The sequence below is a fragment of the Colwellia marinimaniae genome (assembly GCF_002207865.1).
Taxonomy (GTDB): domain Bacteria; phylum Pseudomonadota; class Gammaproteobacteria; order Enterobacterales; family Alteromonadaceae; genus Colwellia; species Colwellia marinimaniae.
The window spans coordinates 1-21,955 of sequence record NZ_BDQM01000031.1 but is presented as its reverse complement, the minus strand read 5'-3'; the positions used below and the strand labels follow the sequence as shown (position 1 = coordinate 21,955).

20 protein-coding genes are annotated in these 21,955 nt (G+C 40.3%); 6 read left to right on the top strand and 14 right to left on the bottom strand.

Annotation, left to right across the window (positions count from 1 at the left end; all coding sequences use genetic code 11):
• Position 1: 1 nt before the first annotated feature.
• The 4 genes from MTCD1_RS14745 to MTCD1_RS14730 all read right to left on the bottom strand — a co-directional run bounded on the left by MTCD1_RS14745 (position 2) and on the right by MTCD1_RS14730 (position 3,918).
• Positions 2-1,060 carry a vWA domain-containing protein gene (locus tag MTCD1_RS14745; protein ID WP_057180621.1) on the bottom strand — a complete coding sequence of 353 codons (1,059 nt, stop codon included), beginning with the start codon at positions 1,058-1,060 and terminating at the stop codon, positions 2-4.
• On the bottom strand, positions 1,057-1,749 hold the full coding sequence (locus MTCD1_RS14740; RefSeq protein WP_082606464.1) for a DUF4381 domain-containing protein: 693 nt from the start codon (positions 1,747-1,749) through the stop codon (positions 1,057-1,059). The genes MTCD1_RS14745 and MTCD1_RS14740 overlap by 4 nt, the downstream gene beginning before the upstream one ends.
• Positions 1,749-2,843: a DUF58 domain-containing protein gene (locus MTCD1_RS14735; protein WP_057180623.1), complete on the bottom strand. Its 1,095-nt coding sequence runs from the start codon at positions 2,841-2,843 to the stop codon at positions 1,749-1,751. The genes MTCD1_RS14740 and MTCD1_RS14735 overlap by 1 nt, the downstream gene beginning before the upstream one ends.
• Before the next feature lie 88 nt (positions 2,844-2,931).
• Positions 2,932-3,918, bottom strand: a complete 987-nt coding sequence (locus tag MTCD1_RS14730) for an AAA family ATPase (protein WP_057180625.1) — start codon at positions 3,916-3,918, stop codon at positions 2,932-2,934.
• A 470-nt stretch (positions 3,919-4,388) separates the two neighbouring features.
• Between MTCD1_RS14730 and fadI the strand changes: the two genes are divergently transcribed.
• Both fadI and fadJ read left to right on the top strand, forming a co-directional pair.
• Positions 4,389-5,696 carry an acetyl-CoA C-acyltransferase FadI gene (gene fadI / locus MTCD1_RS14725; RefSeq protein WP_057180627.1) on the top strand — a complete coding sequence of 436 codons (1,308 nt, stop codon included), beginning with the start codon at positions 4,389-4,391 and terminating at the stop codon, positions 5,694-5,696.
• Positions 5,696-8,008, top strand: a complete 2,313-nt coding sequence (fadJ, locus tag MTCD1_RS14720) for a fatty acid oxidation complex subunit alpha FadJ (protein ID WP_082606465.1) — start codon at positions 5,696-5,698, stop codon at positions 8,006-8,008. The genes fadI and fadJ overlap by 1 nt, the downstream gene beginning before the upstream one ends.
• Positions 8,009-8,193: 185 nt before the next feature.
• Here fadJ and MTCD1_RS14715 read toward each other — a convergent pair whose 3' ends face one another.
• A complete protein-coding gene (locus MTCD1_RS14715; RefSeq protein ID WP_057180629.1) occupies positions 8,194-11,004 on the bottom strand; it encodes an insulinase family protein in 2,811 nt (936 codons plus the stop codon).
• Positions 11,005-11,289: 285 nt separating this feature from the next.
• Here MTCD1_RS14715 and sixA point away from each other — a divergent pair, with 285 nt between their 5' ends.
• Positions 11,290-11,790, top strand: a complete 501-nt coding sequence (gene sixA, locus MTCD1_RS14710; protein WP_057180631.1) for a phosphohistidine phosphatase SixA — start codon at positions 11,290-11,292, stop codon at positions 11,788-11,790.
• 324 nt (positions 11,791-12,114) lie between these two features.
• On the opposite strand, the gene smrB is transcribed toward sixA, so the two are convergent.
• Positions 12,115-12,789: an endonuclease SmrB gene (gene smrB, locus MTCD1_RS14705; protein ID WP_057180633.1), complete on the bottom strand. Its 675-nt coding sequence runs from the start codon at positions 12,787-12,789 to the stop codon at positions 12,115-12,117.
• Between the two features lie 198 nt (positions 12,790-12,987).
• Between smrB and prmB the strand changes: the two genes are divergently transcribed.
• From prmB to MTCD1_RS14690, 3 genes are all read left to right on the top strand, one after another.
• Positions 12,988-13,932, top strand: a complete 945-nt coding sequence (gene prmB / locus MTCD1_RS14700; RefSeq protein ID WP_057180635.1) for a 50S ribosomal protein L3 N(5)-glutamine methyltransferase — start codon at positions 12,988-12,990, stop codon at positions 13,930-13,932.
• A gap of 101 nt (positions 13,933-14,033) precedes the next feature.
• Positions 14,034-15,155, top strand: coding sequence for a chorismate synthase (gene aroC, locus MTCD1_RS14695; protein WP_057180638.1), 1,122 nt, complete (start codon positions 14,034-14,036; stop codon positions 15,153-15,155).
• A 227-nt stretch (positions 15,156-15,382) separates the two neighbouring features.
• Positions 15,383-16,540 (top strand): MFS transporter, encoded by a 1,158-nt coding sequence (locus MTCD1_RS14690; RefSeq protein WP_231732993.1) that lies wholly within the window; start codon positions 15,383-15,385, stop codon positions 16,538-16,540.
• A gap of 106 nt (positions 16,541-16,646) precedes the next feature.
• On the opposite strand, the gene MTCD1_RS14685 is transcribed toward MTCD1_RS14690, so the two are convergent.
• From MTCD1_RS14685 to MTCD1_RS14645, 8 genes are all read right to left on the bottom strand, one after another.
• A complete protein-coding gene (locus MTCD1_RS14685) occupies positions 16,647-17,192 on the bottom strand; it encodes a manganese efflux pump MntP (RefSeq protein ID WP_057180642.1) in 546 nt (181 codons plus the stop codon).
• A gap of 555 nt (positions 17,193-17,747) precedes the next feature.
• Entirely contained in the window at positions 17,748-17,954 is a 207-nt protein-coding gene (locus tag MTCD1_RS14680; protein WP_057180643.1) for a hypothetical protein, read from the bottom strand.
• Positions 17,955-18,090: 136 nt separating this feature from the next.
• Positions 18,091-18,930 carry a class I SAM-dependent methyltransferase gene (locus MTCD1_RS14675; RefSeq protein WP_057180644.1) on the bottom strand — a complete coding sequence of 280 codons (840 nt, stop codon included), beginning with the start codon at positions 18,928-18,930 and terminating at the stop codon, positions 18,091-18,093.
• A 70-nt stretch (positions 18,931-19,000) separates the two neighbouring features.
• The gene (locus MTCD1_RS14670) at positions 19,001-19,393 is read right to left on the bottom strand and encodes a hypothetical protein (RefSeq protein WP_057180645.1); all 393 of its coding nucleotides are present in this window, start codon (positions 19,391-19,393) and stop codon (positions 19,001-19,003) included.
• A 68-nt stretch (positions 19,394-19,461) separates the two neighbouring features.
• The gene (locus tag MTCD1_RS14665; RefSeq protein ID WP_057180646.1) at positions 19,462-19,866 is read right to left on the bottom strand and encodes a DoxX family protein; all 405 of its coding nucleotides are present in this window, start codon (positions 19,864-19,866) and stop codon (positions 19,462-19,464) included.
• 301 nt (positions 19,867-20,167) lie between these two features.
• Positions 20,168-20,503 (bottom strand): helix-turn-helix domain-containing protein, encoded by a 336-nt coding sequence (locus tag MTCD1_RS14660; protein ID WP_231732992.1) that lies wholly within the window; start codon positions 20,501-20,503, stop codon positions 20,168-20,170.
• A 596-nt stretch (positions 20,504-21,099) separates the two neighbouring features.
• The gene (locus MTCD1_RS14650) at positions 21,100-21,324 is read right to left on the bottom strand and encodes a hypothetical protein (RefSeq protein WP_057180648.1); all 225 of its coding nucleotides are present in this window, start codon (positions 21,322-21,324) and stop codon (positions 21,100-21,102) included.
• A 123-nt stretch (positions 21,325-21,447) separates the two neighbouring features.
• Entirely contained in the window at positions 21,448-21,645 is a 198-nt protein-coding gene (locus tag MTCD1_RS14645) for a hypothetical protein (protein ID WP_057180649.1), read from the bottom strand.
• Positions 21,646-21,955 lie beyond the last annotated feature (310 nt).

Sequence of the window (21,955 nt, the reverse complement as noted above, 5' to 3'; positions counted from 1 at the left end):
ATTATTTACCACCCTCAGCATAGGACTTAGCGTGAACATCATTTTTATTCATGGTTTTGTGGTGTAATAAAAAATTGGGCAATAAAAAGCTGACATGTAAACTGAGTAAATAAACAAAACAAATGAGCGCGGCTAATGCTAGTGGCCAATAGTATAACGCGCTCAGCGGACGCATTTTTTGCTGCTCTTGCTTAACAGGCTCTAGCTGATCTAACAAACTATATATTTCACTCATGGCTTGACTATCACGGGCACGAAAATATTGACCACCGGTTTTTTCGGCGATGTTAGCTAAGCTTTGCTCGTCTAAATCACTTGAAGGATTAATGTGTTGTGTACCCCAAAGTGATTGTTGCAGCATACTATCTGCGCCAATACCGACGGTGTAAATAGTGATTCCTTTCGCAACGGCTAATTCTAATGCTTGTTCAGGTGTTATTTTACCCGCGGTATTTTGACCGTCAGTTAATAATAACAAGACTTTATTAGAGTCTTGCTTGGTATCAAAACGCTTAACCGCGAGCGCGATGGCATCGCCAATGGCTGTTTTTCTACCGACAAGATTGAGTTCACTTTCATCGAGCATTTGCTTGACGGTTTTTCTATCAAAGGTCATCGGCGTTTGCATGTAGGCATCATCGGCAAATAAGATTAAACCGAGACGGTCACTAACACGGCGCTCGATAAAATCGCCAAGGACAACTTTAAGCATTTGCAAACGATTGACATTGCGACCATTAAGTCTCATGTCTTCTATTTCCATACTGCCAGAAAGATCAACGGCAATCATCATTTCACGGCCTTCACTGGGTATATCAATAGCTTCACCCAGCCATTGTGGTCGGCTAATAGCCATAACCAGCAACAGCCAACAAAGTGATAAAACAATTAATGGCGTATTACTTTTTTGCTGAACCCTCACTGTATTGCTTGAGACATTAATTAGCGTCGGCATGATCAGGGCACTTTCTTGCTTGCCATTCTTTTTAGCGGGTAAAAAATAGATAACCAGGGGCAGAGGTAATAAGGCAAATAGCCAGGGCCAAGCAAAACTTATCATTGGCTAATCTCCTCTTCTTTATTGAGGGCAGAAGATTTTTCTGCAAGTACAGGTTTATTATATGTAGAGGTTTTTTCTGTAGGCACAGGTTTATTAACAGTAAATGGTTTATCTACTGGCACAAGTTTATTGAGGGCAGAGGATTTTTCTACCGGTAAAACCTTAGCACTGCTTAGCGCTTTATTAACGGGGAGTGCATGAGTTAGCCATAATTTGGTTGCTTGCTGGCAATCGCTATCGATATCAGTATTTGTGCCTTGTTCCGCTTGATATTGCTGTTGAAAAGCGGCTGTACTGAGTTGAGTAAACTTCACTTGGTATTTTTCCGGTAATTGTTGCATTAAAAAAGTTTGAAAATTATCACCATATAATTGTGCTAATTGTTGACGACTAAAATATTGCATAGCCGCCCATTTTAATAAGTTAAGACACGCTTTAGCGCTCATTGTTTGATTGTTAGCAAGCACGGCTAGTGCTTGCTGTTTACTGGCATTTAACTGTCTATTTTGTTTACGCTTTTTATAAGACCACAAAACCGCAATAACGATAAGTGCCAGCAGTAGCCACCAACCTGGTGCGATAGGCAAGTTACTCACTTGCTCTGGTACATGGATATCGTGCAATTGTAATGGTGATGATTGCTCAGGTAAAGGTTGACCCGTTGGCACCGAGGCATTGTTTATAGTCATTATAAAGAGACCCCACTGTATTTTAATTGTTGCTCAAGGGATTTTCCAGCGCTAAAATGTACTATGCGGGCCCCGGTTGCTTGCAACAGCAACTGCAATTTCTCCGCCTGTTTACGGGCTTGTTGCTGGTATTGCTCGGCGGTTTTTTTATCGCCCAAGGTTAACTGCTGACGATTAAAGCCATCGGTAATGGTTACCGCTAACTTCCTAGTGCTTTGAGGAAGCTCTTGCTCGAGCGGATCACTAATTAAACATACGACTAATTCACAATGTTGACTAATTTGGCTTAGATGTCGTAAGGCATGTGGACAGTTTTGTTCATCGCTAAGGGCTTGACCATCGGTGATCAAATAAACCAGTGAACCGGGTTTAGCAAGATATCTTAAACGGGCACAGTGTTCATCGAAGTAATGACTTTTCGGTCGTCCTGTCACGCTTTGATTTTCAGCTTTATTGCCTTCTTGGCTGCAGGGGACTTCAGGGTCTAATGAGACCGTTTGAGCGGCATTGGCCGTTGGTTTTTTTTGATTATTTAAGGTGGTTAAGGCATGTAAATAATGCAGCACACCCGCTTTACGACTACGGGGTTTTAATTCTATATGCTGTTCATCACAAAATACTAGCCCACCGATACGATCACCACGACTTTTTGCATGCCAAGCAACGAGAGCTGCTAAGTGGCCAGCTTGTACCGCTTTAAAGAGCAATTTACTACCAAAACACATATTCCGGCTTAAATCCGTGGCTATCAGTACTGGTCTTTCAATTTCTTCACGAAAAAGTTTAGTGTGAGTTGTGCCCGTGCGTGCAGTTACCCGCCAGTCAATGGCGCGAACATCATCACCGCTTTGGTAATGACGTACTTCGTCAAACTCCATGCCGCGACCCTTGCTACGCGACAGATAATTACCAGATTGTTTACCTTGAATATTTTTTTTACCCACCAAGTCAATTAAGCGGCTTTTACTTTGATACTGTAATAACTCCTGCATAGATAAATCAATACCATTGCTATACAAACTTGCCAGTATGGATTGATAAGAATCGGTACTGGCGTTAATTGCAGGTGATTGTTTTTGACGATTAAACCACATAAAGTAACTCTACTTGATAATTCGATTTGGATTAACAGTGATTGCGCTAATTATTAGCCACTCAGCTATTACGGCTAGGCATTAGTAACTAGGCAACAGCAACCTGAGTTAAAATATGATCTAGTACCTGATTCGTGGTAATTCCTTCAGCTTCAGCTTGATAACTGAGTATAATTCTGTGTCTAAGGACATTATGGAACACCGCTTGAATATCTTCAGGGCTGACAAAATCTCGATTATGTAACCAAGCACGAGCGCGGGAACAACGATCAAGCGCAATAGTGGCACGTGGGCTAGCACCATACGCTAACCAAGAACTTAACTTGTCATCATACTTTTCTGGCTGGCGAGTGGCGATAATTAAATCGACTATATAGTCCTCTAAAGTAGGAGCCATATGTATATTTAGCACTTGCTCACGCGCTGAAAATATTTCGCTTTGACTTAATACCCGTAAAGTCGATTTTTCAGTCGCTGTATCCTGGCCGTCATTGGCATTGGCTTTTAACGCTTCGCTACGATTTAGTTTCAGGATTTCTAACTCGGCTTTTGCGTCTGGGTAACCAATTTCAACATGCATCAAGAAACGATCTAATTGTGCTTCAGGCAGTGGATAAGTACCTTCTTGCTCAATGGGGTTTTGTGTTGCCATCACTAAAAACAACTTAGGTAAGTCATAGGTTTTACGACCAACGGTGATTTGACCTTCTCCCATCGCTTCTAATAAAGCCGATTGTACTTTGGCGGGTGCTCGGTTAATTTCATCGGCAAGCACTAAGTTTTGAAACAAAGGGCCTGGTTGAAAGACAAAGGTACCATCGTCTGGACGATAAATATCGCTACCGGTTAAATCGGCAGGTAATAAATCAGGGGTAAACTGGATGCGGTGAAAATCAGCCTCTAATCCTTGCGCCAAGGCGTTAATGGCGCGAGTCTTGGCTAAACCCGGAGGTCCTTCAACAATTAAATGACCATTAGCCAGTAAGGCAATAAGCAAACTCTCAACTAACGCTTCTTGACCAATGATTTGTGAAGATAAATGTTGTTTTAACGTAGAAAAATGTTCAATTGCCATACTGATAAATTCTTTTTAATATTGTTGGTTATAAAGTGAAACTTAGTGATAATCTGGCTTAGACTCGCGTTACAGTACATTTTTGTCAAGCGGTTATACTAAGTAAACGTTGTTCTCGGTGCTGTTGGCCTAGCGTAAAGCGTTGTTGCTTAATGATGTATTTGTTATCAGCAAACGTACTTAACCGCCTCGGCTGCCATCTTTTTCAAGCACAATAGCTTTATAAACGACAGCTTTAACAACACCTGGTATTTTATATTAGGTTTTTGTGAAAGAAAACAAGTGATAGGTAACAAAATTTTAATACTAATTGTTATCAACTAAGGGAAAAAATGTTATTTGTCGTGGTTGATTTCAGGTAATGATTGAATTTTCCCGCTAGTTAGTTAAAATCAAGGGAGTTTCATGAGGTCAGACCTCTTGGGTTTTTAATTAAAAATTACATTATAACTAAGCGTGTGGAGTAATAAATGACAATAAGAAAACTAACAACCTCGAGCGGTGAGCGCATAGCAATCGTTGCTGGCTTGCGTACACCGTTTACTAAACAGGCAACGGCTTTTCATGGTGTACCAGCCGTTGACTTGGGTAAAATCGTTGTTAACGAATTATTGCAAAAACACGATATTGACCCTGCTATAATTGACCAACTTGTTTTTGGTCAAGTAGTGCAAATGCCGGAAGCGCCAAACATTGCTCGCGAAATCGTCTTGGGTACGGGTATGAAGGTCACTACCGATGCCTATAGTGTTTCTCGCGCTTGTGCCACCAGTTTTCAATCAACGGTCAATGTTGTTGAATCTATTATGGCTGGCCACGTAGATGTGGGTATTGCGGGCGGCGCCGACTCTTCATCCGTAGCGCCAATAGGTGTTTCTAAAAGGCTTGCTCGTACTTTAGTCGACTTGACCAAAGCAAAAAGCTTAGGACAAAAGCTTTCGTTACTTAGTCGCCTTGGCTTTAAAGATTTATTCCCAGTATCTCCTGCCGTGGCAGAATACTCTACTGGTATTTCAATGGGCGAAACCGCGGAGCAAATGGCGAAAACTTATAATATATCTCGTCAAGACCAAGATGCTTTAGCGCATAGGTCGCACACCTTAGCGACAAAAAGCTGGCAAGATGGCAAATTAGATGGTGAAGTGATGACGGCTCATGCCGCACCTTATAAAAACTTTATTGATAAAGATAACTGTATTCGAGAAAACTCTGATTTAGCAAGTTATGCTAAATTAAAGCCAATATTTGATCGTAAACATGGCACAGTGACCGCAGCAACAAGTACGCCGTTAACCGATGGTGGTGCTGCTATTTTATTAATGCGTGAAGGCAGAGCCAAAGAGCTAGGTTATAAGCCATTAGGTTATATTCGTAGCTTTGCCTTTACTGCTATCGATGTTTGGCAAGACATGTTGATGGGTCCAAGTTATGCTACCCCCCTTGCTTTGCAGCGTGCGGGCATGAATTTAGCCGACTTAGATCTTATTGAAATGCATGAAGCCTTTGCCGCTCAGGCGTTAGCGAATATGAAAATGTTCGCTAGTACCAAATTTGCTAAAGAACACCTTGGCCGTGATAAAGCTATTGGTGAGATTGATATGGATAAGTTTAATGTTATGGGCGGCTCACTCGCTTACGGTCATCCGTTTGCCGCAACAGGCGCTAGACTTATCACCCAAACACTTAATGAATTAAATCGCCGTGGTGGTGGAGTTGGTTTAACAACGGCTTGTGCCGCAGGTGGTTTAGGCGCAGCAATGATTTTGGAGACAGATTAATGACTGAAAAAACTCATTCAAATGATAGTGAACACAATAACGAGGCCTTAAACGTTGAAGCGAAGGTTTCTGCTGACGATGTTGCAACTAGTGTCGTGACTGAAGTCGCCACTAATGGTAATGCTACGCCAGAAGAATCAGTGGTCAGTGCTTTTACTTTAGTACGTCACGACAATGGTATTGCCCATTTAGTGATTGATGTTATTGGTGAAAAGGTTAATACCCTTAAACCTGAGTTTGCTGAGCAAATTAATGCGGTATTAGCTGAAGTTAAAGCCGATAAAACCATCACTGGCATAGTGTTATGTAGTGGTAAGCAAGACTCTTTTGTGGCTGGCGCCGATATTAATATGCTGGCAGCATGTCAAAGCCGTGAAGAAGTTGTCGCTTTATCTCGACAGGGGCAACGTATTTTTGCTCTGCTAGAGCAATTTCCTATTCCTATTGTTGCCGCTATCGATGGTACCTGTTTAGGTGGTGGTTTAGAGCTAGCTATGGCATGTCATGCTAGAGTTTGTAGTGATAATAGCAAAACAGCCTTGGGTTTACCTGAAGTTCAGCTAGGGTTATTACCAGGTAGCGGCGGTACTCAGCGTTTACCTAAATTAGTCGGCTTACAAAAAGCGTTAGACATGATGCTTACCGGTAAGCAATTACGCGCCAAGCAAGCGCTAAAATATGGCTTAGTTGACGATGTTGTGCCCAGCACTGTTTTACTGCACGTTGCCGAGCAACTGGCGATATCTTTGCAGCAACAGGGTAAAAAAATCGTTAAGCGTAAACAAGGCCTAGTGGATAAATTGTTAGAGAATAATGCTGTTGGGCGAAATATTGTCTATCAACAAGCACAAAAATCTGTGCTGGCTAAAACCCAAGGTAATTATCCTGCCCCCGCTAAAATCATTGATTGTATCCGCACAGGTATCGAGGTTTCATCTGAAAGTGGTTATAAATTAGAAGCAGAGCATTTTGCCGATCTGGTCATGAGTGATGAATCAGCGCAACTGCGTCAGTTATTTTTTGCCACCACAGCAATGAAAAAAGAGCAGGGCGTTGCCGATGTTATGCCCGAAAAAATAGCCAAAGCCGGTGTGCTTGGTGGCGGTTTAATGGGCGGTGGTATTGCGTTTGTCACCGCAACTAAAGCGCACATACCGGTGCGAGTTAAAGACATTAACCACAAAGGTATTGGCCAAGCATTAAAGTACAGCTATCAACTACTCAATAAAAAAGTGAAACGTCGTTTTTTACTTAACAGTGAGATGCAAAAGCAGTTAGCCATGATCACGGGTAGTATTGACTACACTGGTTTTAAAGCGCTTGATATTGTTGTAGAAGCGGTATTTGAAGATTTAACCTTAAAGCAAAATATGGTGGCAGAAGTTGAAAAACATGGCCATGATAAAACGATTTTTGCCAGTAATACTTCTAGCATACCTATAGGGCAAATTGCTGCTAAGGCAAAGCGTCCGGAAAATGTTATTGGCCTACATTATTTTTCGCCGGTTGATAAAATGCCGTTAGTGGAAATAATCCCCCATGATAAAACCTCTGATCAAACTATCTCCAATACGGTAGCCTTTGCTAAAAAGCAGGGTAAAACACCTATTGTTGTTAAAGATAAAGCCGGTTTTTATGTCAATCGTATTTTGGCGCCCTACATGAACGAAGCGGCTATTTTACTGCTTGCGGGCGAACCCATTGATAAAATCGACAAGGCGCTAGTGAAGTTTGGTTTCCCTGTGGGTCCTATGCAATTGCTTGATGAAGTTGGTATTGATGTCGGCGCTAAAATTGGGCCAATTTTACAGGCAGAACTTGGTGAGCGTTTTGCCGCACCTGCGGCTTTTGATAAATTACTCGCCGATGGTCGTTTAGGTAAAAAAGTGAAGAAAGGCTTTTACCTCTATCAAAAGAAAAGCTTGGCAAAAACCTTACTTAATACCCTTAAAGGTATTAAGTCGGGACACAAACAAGTGGATGAAACTATCTATGACTTATTAAATATTAAACCAGCGGGAAGTTTAACTGCGGCGGAAATTAGTAAACGTTGTACTTATATGATGCTAAATGAAGCAGCACGCTGTGTTGATGAAGGCATAGTGCGTAATGCCAGAGATGGTGATATTGGCGCAATCTTCGGCATTGGTTTTCCACCATTCTTAGGTGGTCCACTACGCTATATTGATAAAATTGGTGCTAAGTCTGTGGTTGCACAATTAAGCCAATGGGCAGAGCAACATGGTGAACGCTATAGTCCTTGTCAGGCGTTAGTCACTATGGCTGAAAATGATCAAAGTTACTACGGATAAAGTTACCCTAAATAAAGGCTGTGACTTATAAAATAGCTTAAGCTGTTTTAAGTAACTAAAAGGCTGTTGAGTACTTTGAACGTCATGGTTCAATTTTACCCAACAGCCTTTTTTATTTGCTTGTTATTCTCTAGTTAAGCTCTAGGTATGCGCGAGTAATCAGGTGATTATGCTGCTATAGCCGGTTAGAATTTTGTCGGACTCGTTTGAATAAAGGCATCAATATCCGTGATTGTTTCGCCTTTGGGTTTTTTCGCCTGTGCCAGCAAATCACTTTCGGAATATAGAATAAACCTATCGGGCTGACAAGCACTGACTAAGTTTGTTTCTACAAAGTTTTTTACCTGGGCTAAGGTTAAATCTAGCACTGCCTGCAGTAATTTTTCTTTTTGCTGAAATGCTTCATCTTTATTACAAATTGCGGCCCAAAAGCGTTGGCTTTTAATACGTAAATTATGATCTTTTTCTTGTAATTGACTGGCTAAACCCTGTAGCAAATGTTGCCACTGCTCCGTGCCAATATCATTGAGTACGCTAATACTGTCACTGATAAATTCATCCATGGCTTGTGCTAAGGTAAAGGCATCACAATGGGGCGACTGGATATAAAAAGCAATACCAGGATAGCAATTGATAGGCACATAACCAACACCCACTAAATAGCCATATTGTTTGTCTGTGCGCATTTGCTGAAAAAATAACGGTGATAATATATGGCTAGTGATCATAGCAAGGGCGACAGTGTTATCGTCTTTATGTGCAAAGGCTGTATAAATCACACTAGCATGATCGTGATCAGGTAAGCTAATAGGCAAGAGTAGCGTTTCTTTAGCTGATATATCGGTTACTGGGCATTTTATGGCATGACTTTTATTAACCTTGCCGTGGAAAGCCTGCTCAATGCTCTGGCATAATTGTTGTGCATGTTCAAGCAACCAGTTGCCATGAATGAGCACCTCTATAGTTACTTGTTCAAACAGTTGTAAACTAAAGCGCTGGTATTGACTAAAGCTTACCTGACTAAGCGCTTGTGCTAAGGCTTTACTTGCCGGGTTATTGGGTTGCATGACTGAGCTTAAGGTAGCAAATAGCTGTGATATTGATTTACTTTTATCACTGTTTTGCCAATGTTTTATCAGCTGTTGCTGTAGTAAATTAAAATGTTCCTCGCACACTTGATGATTTTTCAATCGCTGTAATAATTTACTTAACAGTAAATGCTGATTTTCACTATAACCTGATAATTGTACGGTAACGCCACCTTGATGAGCGTACAAATGATAATGAATACCCGCCAACTCGGCATCATAGTTCTCTTCAATGACAGTATCTGTATATAAATCGACAAATAAACGCGTCATGGCAATATTGGCTATGCTGGCAACCACAAAAGGTGAGTCGATACCTATATATAAGTAACCCTTGGGTACTTTGAAGGTCCTGTCTTGTTTATACCAAGCCACTAAACCATTTTTATTGATGATTTTTTCAGGAATATTTGCTTTGACTGCAGCCGTTTCAATAAGGGGCTCACTGGGGTAAACAGTGGGTTTTTCAACAATGTAAGCATTGGCCTTAGGTAAATATAAACCCTGAATATGGGCACTATTTGTTGCGGCAATAGCTCGCCAAGAGGCTAATTGGTGCTCAGAGATTGGTGTAACATGGTAAGGCACTTGGTACCAAAAGCTATGTTTGGAAAATGTATTTTTCTGGCTAACATGCATCAGTCGCATATTATCGACGCTTAAATAGCCGAGTAATTTTTTTATGTTCGCTCGCGACATACCCGACATAACATAATCACCAAAAATATAATCTTCTTCTGGGTAATACTGCATGTTGATGACGAGTTGACTAACGCTGTCTAGTGGACGCATTTTTTCATGATAAATAAAGGCTAATTTACTGATTTTCTGTTTTTCTTGATAGTAGTGTGCTGCTATTTCGCTATGTTTTAGCAAGGCAATATAAGCAAATACTATATCGACCACTGCATTAAGGTGGGCTTCACCTAATTCAGTTAAGGCAATGCTGATATTAAAGTCTTTAAAATTAGAGCCATTAATACCTGAGCCAGCAGTCAATGATAAGGCCCATTGATGCTTTTTGAGCAAGGACAAAACACTGCCTTCACCTTCATGACCTAATAAATAGGCAAGTATCGACTCAGGTTTGTCTTGATAATATTGGTCAATGCTTTCCATGGCAAAACTAATAATTAGCTGATGATCATTTTTCACTGGGCAGACATCAATTTTAATTTTTTGCTGTGACGGTAAATACAAAGGTTGTTCAATTTTCGGCAGCGCAGTGTCGGCTGCTTTTATCCCACCAAAAAGTTGCTCAGCAAGGTCTTTCAGCTCGGTCAAGCTTTGTGGACCTTCCAAGGCCAAGGTCATGTACTGAGCACGATAATAGTGGTGGAAAAAGGCTCGTACTTCTTGGCTAATATTGTCACCGTCTCGATCGGCTAAGGTATCAAGGTTACCAACAGAAAACTGCGAAAAAGGGTGCTTAGGGTTAACCGTATCTTTGTGAACATCATATAAACGTCTGATGTCATCTTTTAACTTTAAGGTGAATTCGGCATCAATATTTTCACGTTCTTTAATAACAAAGTCATCGGATAATAAAGGCGCGATAAAAAACTCACTAAAACGCTCTAGGGCTGCGGTGAAGTGTGTCGCGGTGATATCGAAGAAAAAACAGGTATGCTCAGTGCCAGTCCAAGCATTATGATTGCCACCATGTTGACTAATGAATTTTTGATACTCACTACCATCAGGGAAGTTTTTTGTCCCTAAAAAAAGCATGTGTTCTAAAAAATGTGCTAACCCTTGCCTATCTTTGGGATCATTAAAATGACCGACGTTTACCGCCAATGCTGCTGCCGATTTAGCGGTATCATCATTGTGGATAAGTAGTACTCGTAAACCATTGTTTAGAGTAATGGCTTGATATTGTTTAAAATCATTGGGACTTTGCTTCAACACTAAGGCTCCTAAGAACACTTTAAACTGCAAAGCGTATAACGAGAATTGGATAGCTTATGAAATTAACAGGGAGATAAAGTAATTTCTTAATTACTTAAAGGAATAAATAAAACTATTTATTCTTAACTGTTGTTACTAAAGCGAGTTCATTTCTATTACTATAGCCGGAAAAATAACTCAGACTCAATACTTTAGCTAATAAAATTTATAAAAAAAGTTAAAATTTGAATTTATCCGCGAACATAATCTGCCAAGTTATCTATTAAGTAACGGGCGGGAGAATTAATGCAACTTTTTATAATGCGCCATGGTGAAGCTAAAAATTTTGTTGAGCAGGGCAGTCGTGATGACAGTCAAAGAGCGTTAACCACAGAAGGTAAGCTAGAAGTAAAAATGATGGCGACTTGGTTGCAAAAAATGAAAATCAAGCCAAGGCAAGTTTTTGTTAGCCCCTATGTTAGGGCTCAGCAAACCTGTGCTATAACAACGGCTATGATGCAAACGGCTATTACTACCCTAGATTTTATTACCCCTGAAGGTGATGCTAAACAAGTACATGATTTTATTGATGGCTGGTGTAGTGAGCAAGGGCAGGTAGTAAAGCTGCAGGACGAGAGCCTATTAATTATTGCTCATATGCCTTTAGTTAGCTACTTAGTGGCCCAGCTAACGCACTCGAATAATACCCCCATTTTCGCCACTGCCGGTATTGCTCATATAGATTATGATATTGACGCCATGCAGGGCCAGTTGCTCGCCATGGTGTCGCCATTAGACCTATGTTAACTAAGCGCATGTTATAGGATAAAATGGCCTAGTATAGTTTGCCTATTGCAGGCTTAAGTTTGGGCTGTGTTGTAGTTTGGTGTTGCCAACATCGTAACCTATTGATTTTACAGTGAGTGTTGTTGATGTGATAAAAGCGAGCTTCACAAGCATGACGGTACAGGATGTACCTTATAAGACAATGCATGGAGCATATTGTCCTGATGCTTGTGCAGAGCCCCATGGATGGGTTTATGCGTCTCGCTTGTTTACTCACCCACACTAAACCACAACAGAACCTAAGTTTGACGGTGTAAGCTTTCAAGTAATATGTTCAACAGAGTATTAGTCGCGATTAAATTTATCTTTTAATTCAATTAAGGCGAGTAGGGCACCATTACCACCCCATTCTAAAGGTGCTTGGTGAAAAGCCATGACATCGGGGTGTTGTACTAACCAATGTGGTACCTTATTTTTTAAAATATGTGAGCCTATGCCATGAACTATGCAGACACATTGAGCGTGTTCTTTTTGACAGGCAAAGAGCAGAGCCGCTAGTTCTTTTTTCGCTTGGTGTTGATCTAAGCCGTGTAAATCAAGGATTAAGTCGGGTTGGTAATGGCCGCGGCGTAGGTTTTTCACTTCAAAGCTATCGACACCCTCACGAACATATTTCATTGGGCCTTGCTTATTTAAGTTAGGCTCAAATTCATCGGAAAAATGAAATTGTGCAATGGCTTGATTTGCCTGGTTATGCCCTTGGTCATTTTTTAGGGAAGTGTTAGACTTGTGAGCACTTTTTACTAACCGAACTTTGTCGTTGATTAACGGCTTAACTTGCCTGACAACATCAGCAAAAATTTGCTGGTCACTTGGCACTTCTTTAGCTGACTCAGCCACTTTATTTAACGACTCAGCCGTTTTTTTTTGCTGCTTGATACTTTGCGCACGCAGCTTAGCTTTTAGGGTCGAGAGTTTGGTTTTTAAGGCTTTGTTATTCATCCGCGCAGTGTAAAACATTTTAGTATCAATACATATCAATTAATCTTGATATGGCGTCATCGAGACCGTAATAGCAAAGTAAGATAACTGTGATACAAAACAGCTCAAACCTAGGCATTTAAAGCGGTTTTTACCAACAGCCAGAGTGCCTAGTAGGCAATATATAGAAATCTCCATGAAGACATTTCGGGAGAAATACCAGATAAGGAAAATAATGTGAGCAGTACCGATTTCGAAGACATCACCGAGCAACTACATACCATTGCAGATTATTGTCGTTATGGCGCCAGTTTGTTTAATCAAGCTGAACTTTTTTATGGCCATGGCAATGACAATGCCTTAAGTGAAGCCTTTACCTTAGTGATGTTTGCCATCTCCTTGCCTAAGGAAATGAGTGAAGATGTGATGAACTGTCGTCTACTCAAGCAAGAGAAACAGGACATCTTGGCCTTTTTCCAACAACGCATTGATACTCAGAAACCTGTGGCCTACATCACCAATCTTGCTTACTTTGCGAAATTACCTTTTTACGTTGATGAACGTGTTTTAGTGCCACGGTCACCTATTGCTGAACTGATTGAAAAACACTTTGAACCCTATTTTAGTGAGAAAAATCCGCCACAAAAGATATTAGACTTGTGTACTGGCAGTGGTTGTATTGCCATTGCTTGCGCCAGTTATTTTCCTGAGGCGGAAGTTGATGCCGTTGATTTATCGCTTGATGCCTTAGATGTTGCCCAAATGAATATTGAAAACCATGGTTTTAGTGCACAAGTTATGCCAATTCAATCTGATGTTTTCTCTGGGGTTGTTGGCCAAAGGTATGATTTAATTGTCACTAATCCGCCTTATGTTGATCAAGAAGATATTGATAGCCTGCCGACGGAGTTTACCCATGAACCAGAAATGGGCTTAGGCTGTGGTGACGATGGCTTAGATATTGTGCGAGTAATATTGGCGGAGAGTGCTCAGCACCTCAATGATGATGGCATACTCATTTGTGAAGTAGGTAACTCACAATATCATGTTGAAGCACTCTACCCTGAGGTGGATTTCACGTGGTTAAGCTTTGAGCGTGGGGGGCACGGGGTGTTTATGTTAAAAAAAGCACAGTTAGAAAAACATGCAAAATTATTTACTGGCGCTGTCATAGCTGAGTAATAAGTCAGCAGTAAAGCACCGAATAAATAAAATAATAGTCACAATAAACGCTAGAGTAATAGTAAAAATTCTAACAATAAATTAATAGGCGGTAATGTTTAATGTCAGGTAATACCTTCGGAAAATTATTCACAGTGACATCATTTGGCGAAAGTCATGGTTTAGGTCTAGGCGCAATTATCGATGGTTGTCCGCCAGGGCTTGAGTTATCTGAGGCTGATTTACAAATCGATTTAGACCGACGCCGTCCAGGCACCTCACGTTACACTACCGCACGTAGAGAAGCTGATGAAGTCAAAATTCTCTCTGGTGTATTTGAAGGAAAAACCACCGGCACACCCATTGGTTTAATGATTGAAAATACCGACCAACGCTCAAAAGACTATGGCAACATTGCCCAAAGCTTCCGCCCAGGCCATGCAGATTATACCTACTGGCAAAAATACGGCTTACGAGATTATCGTGGTGGTGGTCGCTCTTCTGCCCGAGAAACCGCTATGCGTGTTGCGGCTGGCGCCATAGCAAAAAAATATTTAGCGGAAAAATTTGGCATGACCATTAAAGCGTGTGTCACGCAAATTGGTGATATTGTCGCCAGTGGTCCTAATGGCACACCGTTTGATGTTAATTTGGTTGATTGGCAAAGCGTCGAAGAAAACCCATTTTTCTTTGCCGATAATACTAAGCTTGAACAACTTGGTGAGTACCTTAGGGCCATTATTAAAGCGAAAGACTCTATTGGCGCTAAAGTGACTGTGGTGGCGACTAATGTCCCTGTCGGCTTAGGTGAACCCATCTTCGACCGTTTAGATGCGGATATTGCCCATGGCTTAATGAGTATCAATGCGGTAAAAGGTGTTGAAGTAGGAGATGGTTTTTCCGTGGTAAATCAAAGAGGCTCAGAGCATAGAGATGAGCTGACACCAGCAGGTTTTTCAAGCAATCACGCCGGTGGTATTCTTGGCGGCATTTCATCAGGGCAGCAGATCATCGCTCATTTAGCACTTAAACCGACCTCAAGTATTGGTATAAGTGGTAAAACAGTTGATTTAACAGGCAAAGCGACTGAGATCATTACTAAAGGTCGTCATGATCCCTGTGTCGGTATTCGCGCTGTGCCTATTGCTGAGGCAATGTTAGCACTGACGTTGATGGATCATTTTTTACGTAACCGTGGACAAAATGCTGATGTGCAATGTAGCACTCCAGACATTGAAGCCTAATATGGCAATACTATAGTTGAGCAAGTAAGAGCAGCGATTGAGGGTAATCTAATGATAAAACACCCTCAAGCTGTTTTTAGCTAATTCACTATATTTATTAACCGATTATCACCAAGATGTTAATCGGCTAATAATCAGCTATCAATCAGCTATCAATCAGCTATCAATCAGCTATCTATTAGTTATCACTCATTATAAGGCTCACTAGCTTGGCACTTTTTAAGATGATGTTTGTGCGATTATCATCAAATTACTTTTTTTATTTTGCCTTACTTGGCCTAATCTCACCTTTTTTATCAATATACCTCGATGGTAAGGGCTTTAACTCCCGGCAAGTAGGTGAAATTCTTGCCATTATCACCGCGACAAAAATCGTCGCCCCTAGTTTGTGGGCCATGCTGGCAGATAAAACCGCCAAGCCGTTGTTTATTATTCGATTGGGTGCCTTTTTAGCGCTACTGAGTTTTAGCTTACTGTTTTGGCTTAATCATTATTGGCCAATTACCTTTTGTTTGGCTCTTTTTACCCTATTTTGGACCGCTATTTTACCGCAACTGGAAGTACATACCTTAACGTCTTTGCGGCACAGCAATAAAATATATGCCCGAGTACGTTTATGGGGCAGTTTGGGTTTTATTGCGTTAGCAATCATCGCTGGTGAGGTAATGAGTGTATTTGGCTATCAAAGCTTTACCGGTATTGGCATGGTAATATTGGCTGGTTTATTTGTTAGTACCTTAATGTTAACACCGTTAAAGACAGTAACCGCTGTTAAAGATAAGGTGAACAAACAGGGCGCCATTTTGCCTAAACTTATGGACAGGCATTTTATGTGCTTTTTCATTGCCGGTTTATTATTACAAATTAGTTTTGCGCCCTATTATGGTTTTTTTGCACTATTTTTACGTGACTTTCATTACTCTGGTTTAGCGATTGGCTTATTTATATCTATGGGCGTTGTCGCCGAAGTCATTGCCTTTATTTATATGGGCAAGCTGTTTAAACGTTTCGCTTTAACTAGCTTACTGGTCTTTAGTTTAGCTATTACCGCCTTACGATGGTTTTTAATGCCAGAAGTGGCTGGCTCAGTGTTATGGCTTGGACTGATTCAATTAAGCCATGCGGCGAGCTTTGCTATTTATCATTGTGCCAGCATGCAATTTATCTCTTCGCACTTTAGTAAAACAGAACAAAGCCGCGGGCAGGGCATCTATTTAGGTGGTGTTTATGGCGTTGGTGGTGCTATTGGAGCTTATATTACCGGTATAATATGGTTAGATGGCTTAGGCGCAGGAACCGCTTTTATGATGGCGGGCGCAAGTGCGTTGCTGGGGGCTATCATTATGATGTTTAGTAACAACAATCGAGTCATTAAACTCAAGTAGGCAATTGCCCCTAGAGTGTTGCCACTACGCTAAAACTATTTTCTCAATAATGAATAGTGGCGATATTGTTAACTGTTATTTGCTTTCTTTTGACGTTAGTACCGAGTTAAGACGTTAACAGTATTTTTATTGACATCATAATCAAGGTGATACCGCCAACAAACTCAGCTTTACTCTCTAGCCATGTGCCCCCCTTAATGCCCACCAATACACCAAGCCAGCTAAAGAAAAAGGTAATTATCCCAATAATAAAACAAGCAAGGAAAGGGTTTACCGGCAAAAGGTTTAAGCTAAAGCCCGCTGCCATCGCATCAATACTGGTGGCAATGGCAAGAATTAATAAAACGCGATGGGTAATTTTGCTTAAATTTCCTTCTATCCCTGCTGAGAAAGACTCATAAATCATTTTTGTGCCAATAAGAAAAAGCAATAAAAATGCAATCCACTGGGTATAGGAATCGGTCCAACTTAACAGCCCTTTACCGCCTAGAAAACCTATTATTGGCATGACTCCTTGAAATAGGCCAAAATACAGGGCAACTATTATCCCTAAAGGAGCGATTTTACCGTGCTGTTTGCTTGCGCCTAAGCCAATGGATACCGCAAAAGAATCCATACTTAATGCTAAGGCTAAAATAAATACTTCTATCATTGGAAAATACTCTAATTCGAACAACAACAAAGCCGTGAACTAATTAAGTGACGGACTTTTATTTGATTAGCTAACTCTTGACCACTTAATCAGGGACTAGTTAAGTTTTGAAAATAAATATTCATCAAGAAGCTGGCCATTATTAATATGCCATCCCGGCCAAATTACCATCAAGTGCAATAGCTTTGATATGGGGTCAGCTTGGCTGCCAATGTTTACCCAGCAAAGAGCATCATCAGCAGTGTAGGGTTAAGGGGTGGCGGCGGTAATATATGTGTTACTTGTTGAACATTTAAATAAGCAAGTAACAAGGGGACATCGGCATGATTAAAAGGTCTTAGCTTGGTTAGTCAGTTAAGAATACTAGCCAATAAAGTTATACGGTTCATATTGCCAGATTAGCGGATGATCTCTGTAACAATTTGTGTTTTTACTGAATTAGCGATAAAACATTGCTTATGCGCTTGCTGGTGAATTTGCTCATCGAAACATTACCTTGCACAGAGTAGGGCAGGGGAACAACCTGAGGTTAAGGCTATCGGCCCATTATTTTCATTAGTTATACCAAATACTGACCACAATGGTTGCCGGCTGAAAGGAACCACCACTTTGTGATTGAGTGATATTATGAACTTTGATATTTTGCTGTGTGGCTAACCAAAGATTAATTTCACCCTCTAAACCATGATCGGTTGCGACATCAGATTTAGGCAGAAAACCTATTTTAGCTCGTAAAATTTTAGTAAATATTTTAACTTCCATAATATTCCCTTATAAAAAGTGTGTTGAGTACTCGGTAGTATCAGTGGCTTTATTCACCCGGTATTGTTCGTTGCAAAGGGGCAGATACCAGTAGAACTAAGTATCAGTAATAATGTCACCGCGCCCTTTTATACTATTATTTCTGTGCAGTGACGCCCATCAAATGTTCTACCTTTACCACACGCTTGAAGCCTGCCGCTTTGAGCCGTCGGATGACACCATCGACAAAACTGCTGCCTTTCTTTACTACGTGTGGATTGCCAGTGTAATGAAAAAGCCGTCCGTTCCGATGCAGTACTCGGAAAATCTGCCGGTAGAACTCTTCACTATAAAGTTCTCCAGCGAGGGAAAAACGCGGTGGATCGTGAATGACTGAATCGAAGGAAGTTGCCGGCATTGTAGTTATAAGCTCAAAGCTATTGCCCTGACGTTGCACAATTCCCTCTAGGGCCAAATCTTTTGACCAAGGGTTCTGCGCGCGCAGCCCCATTACTTCACGGCTCAGTTCGATGCTAAGTACCTCGCTTGCACCTAGTCGAAGGGCAGCAATGGCCGCATAACCCAGTCCGCTGCAGCAGTCCAATACCTTATCACCCTTACGTACCGCCTGTTGAGCCATCGCAGAGGCACTGACAAAGGGGTCGGTTCCCTTAGATATGTGCATCTTAACACCACTAATTTCTAGCAGAGGTGCACCAGCTGTGGGAACAAGCTTGTAGTAGCCAGAACTGCGGTCTTCAAGTGGGGTCATATCGCCATCGCGACAGAGGTAGATCCTCTGTGTCTTCTTGACGATTTTTTTAAGTTGCTCAATGGACAGTTGATTGTCTTGGTCGAGCACTAGGCCCTGATCACTTAAGGAAAAGTCCCGTTCTGAAAGGTTCAGATCAGTGGATAGCCTGACGCAGGATAGTCCTTGGGCTATGGCCTCCAACGCCTGTTGGGCATTTATGCTATGAAGGTAGTACTCGGGCATATTGTTGGTCTATCTAGTTAAAAATACTGACGCTACTATACACCTTCAGCGTTGCTGGAGCTTACTTAAATCAGCCCTTAGGTGTGCTGGTGTATTTTTTATTATGCTTTTTGTGCCACGCCATACATATTAATAAAGCAACTAGGCCGCTGATATAGGTGGCGAACAAAGGAATAAATGTCGGCTGAGAGGCATGTTCATAACCTTCAGGGAAGTATGAATTACCGGCTAAATCCCAAGCAGCAATAAGTCCTACAATTAACCAAACGACGGATGCTAATTGTTTATGGCTAGGTGCGGTGACATAACCAGCAATAACCACACAAAAAGCAGCAGTAGCACCAATAACGGGTTTTTTCCAAATACCAGCTAAATCAGCAAGTATTCCCGCCGCTATGGCGGAAACTAAAAATGAAATAATGACTATCACAAACGAAAAAGCAAAACCTTTGACTTGATTCATACTAAGACCTATTGAAAATATAACGCTTATATTAAGCGGCTAAAGTGAGATCGTTACTTAATGCGCGGTTAGTCAGTCGTATTGGTACTCTCAATTTTATCCAAACACCATTTACCCGCACCTTTACTCGCTATAAACAAAAACAGAAAAGAATAAAGTATTGCAGCATCACCATGATTAATCAGAGGAAAAAAGTTTTCATCAAACCGGAAAGCCCAATGGAATTGTAGGTAAGCTACAGCCATTGTACCGCTAGATAAAAAAGCTGCAATGCGAGTTTGAAATCCTAGTATTAAACATAAACCACAGACTAATTCTATCAGTCCACCAAACCACATTTGAGAGCCTAAAACAGTTTCGTGGCTAGCAAGCCAACCGAATATTTTCTGTGCACCGTGAGAGGCAAATAAAGCACCTGAAACGATTCTCAATAAGACATAAATGGTCTCTGAGTTTTTTGAAAGTAAGTTCATGTTATTATCTCGTTATTTGTTGAATTTATTATAGATACAGATTTTTACTAATATTCATTATGCTAAATATAGCTAAATACAGTGTAACCCTTTTTTAAGGAAATATATCAACGATTGTTAGCCGCGGGGAAACCGAAAAAAACAGCAATAATTGCCTTGCATTGATTTACTTAGCTGCCTTTTACTGAGTCATTATCATACCAAATACCATACTTATCACCTTGCCATTTTAACCAATGGTATAAATAAGCAGTAGCAAGCATGAGTAGCCCACCAACAAGTGCAGCTTCACTTATGAGCCCTAAGCAACAAAAATAAAACCACTTATGTGACCGATAGTTTCAACTCTAGATACTGATTTTCTGCTCGGTCGAGTTTGTAAAAAGTTAAAGACAAACCAACACTTCAATAGTAAAGGTAAAGCTTTCCAATTATCTGATTTTTTATCAATGATAAGTTTCTCCTGATTCAAAGTTGATACATCAACCTCAAGTGCAGCAGCAAGACATTTAAGGGACTCTAAACTAGCATTTGAACCACTTTCAATCCGTTGAATTGTCCTAACATTTAATCCAGACATTTGAGCTAATTGATCTTGTGAAAGGTGATGGCTAATACGTAGTTCTTTAAGAATCATTAAACTTACCTCTGTACTTAAGAATCACAAGTATTCATTGATTTTGTTAATGTCGGTTACGAATTTCCCCCGACATTCCCCCGACAGTGCAATATACGTTACTTATTGGCCAGCTCACGCCTAAATAACTGACTAAGTAATGGTTGGCTAAAATGTGAAGCGAAGCGGAACCGAGCCAACGGTTACGTGTCATTGTTGATCTTCTTATAGTTCGACCAAACAACAAAATTATTTTTTATTAAAATTCAATTTATAGCGTTTAAAGGTAATAAATAAAATATCTACAATACCAATAAGTAACACAGCCAAACAAACAAAATTGGTCGAAGAAACTTGAAAAACAGATAAATTAGTTGCAAATATATTTACGATAAATAGGCCCAATAATGGGATGACAAATATAATACAGATTAAATATTTCAATTTCATAATTGCCTTGAAAAACACCGTTATTTTTAAAATATAAATTTAAAGTAACAACCAAAATCATTGGAGCCAACGCCATTTTAAGCGGCAAATTGCAGTTAGCTAAAATAAGTGAGGCAAGAACAAAAAGCCAACTGTATTATGTCCTGATTCATTTTCTTATATGAAAATCACACCGAAGTTTCAATATTTGATTTTGGTACAACGTCATTTTTTAACATTAAAACAATTAGGTAGACAATATTTAGTGGCGGCGTAATACATAATAAAACACCAATTAGCATTGCCACTTTAGGTTTTTCAGTTTTGCGTTTACCTAAGTAATAGCTTAAGCCACCAACGATAAACATAGAGTAAAAAACTATCTTACCGAACAGTGTTACATTGATATCCATGTGCAGAAGTTCCTTTTGCATATAACGCCCAAATAACAGGCTAAGTAATGGTTAGCTAAAATTGTGTAGCGAGGCGAAACGTAGCCCACTGTTAATTGTCCGACTTGAAAATTCTTATAGTATTTAGCTCACCGAACTTTCTTTTATTATTGCGCGTTTTTTAATTATACCTTGAGATAAAAATACTACCGATGAAATTAAAAATATTGCTGAACCAAAAAAATCTTGTTCAATAATATTGTAGATTAAACCTAAAAACATGATAAAAGAACCACTAAAATAAGATTTAGATTTAGATTTAGAGGTTGAATCCTTTTGCATTAACGCTTTCCTTAAATTGGTCATGAATATTTGATGTACTACTAACGAGCTTGTAGAATAACTCGTTTATTATGAATTACCCCCTAAAATCGAGGTGGTAAATGCATTACCTATATCGAGTTAATCCTCTACAGTTCGATACAGGAGCACAAAATTTTAGTAGTTTTGGCTGAATTAGTTATTCTACAGCCTCAACGCCACAATAAGCGGCTAAGTAATAGTTGGCTAAAATATTTGAGGAACGTATATGGACTCCTCGTGTATAGCAACACGCTTTATAATAATTTTTTGTGTAATTTGCAAGTTCACG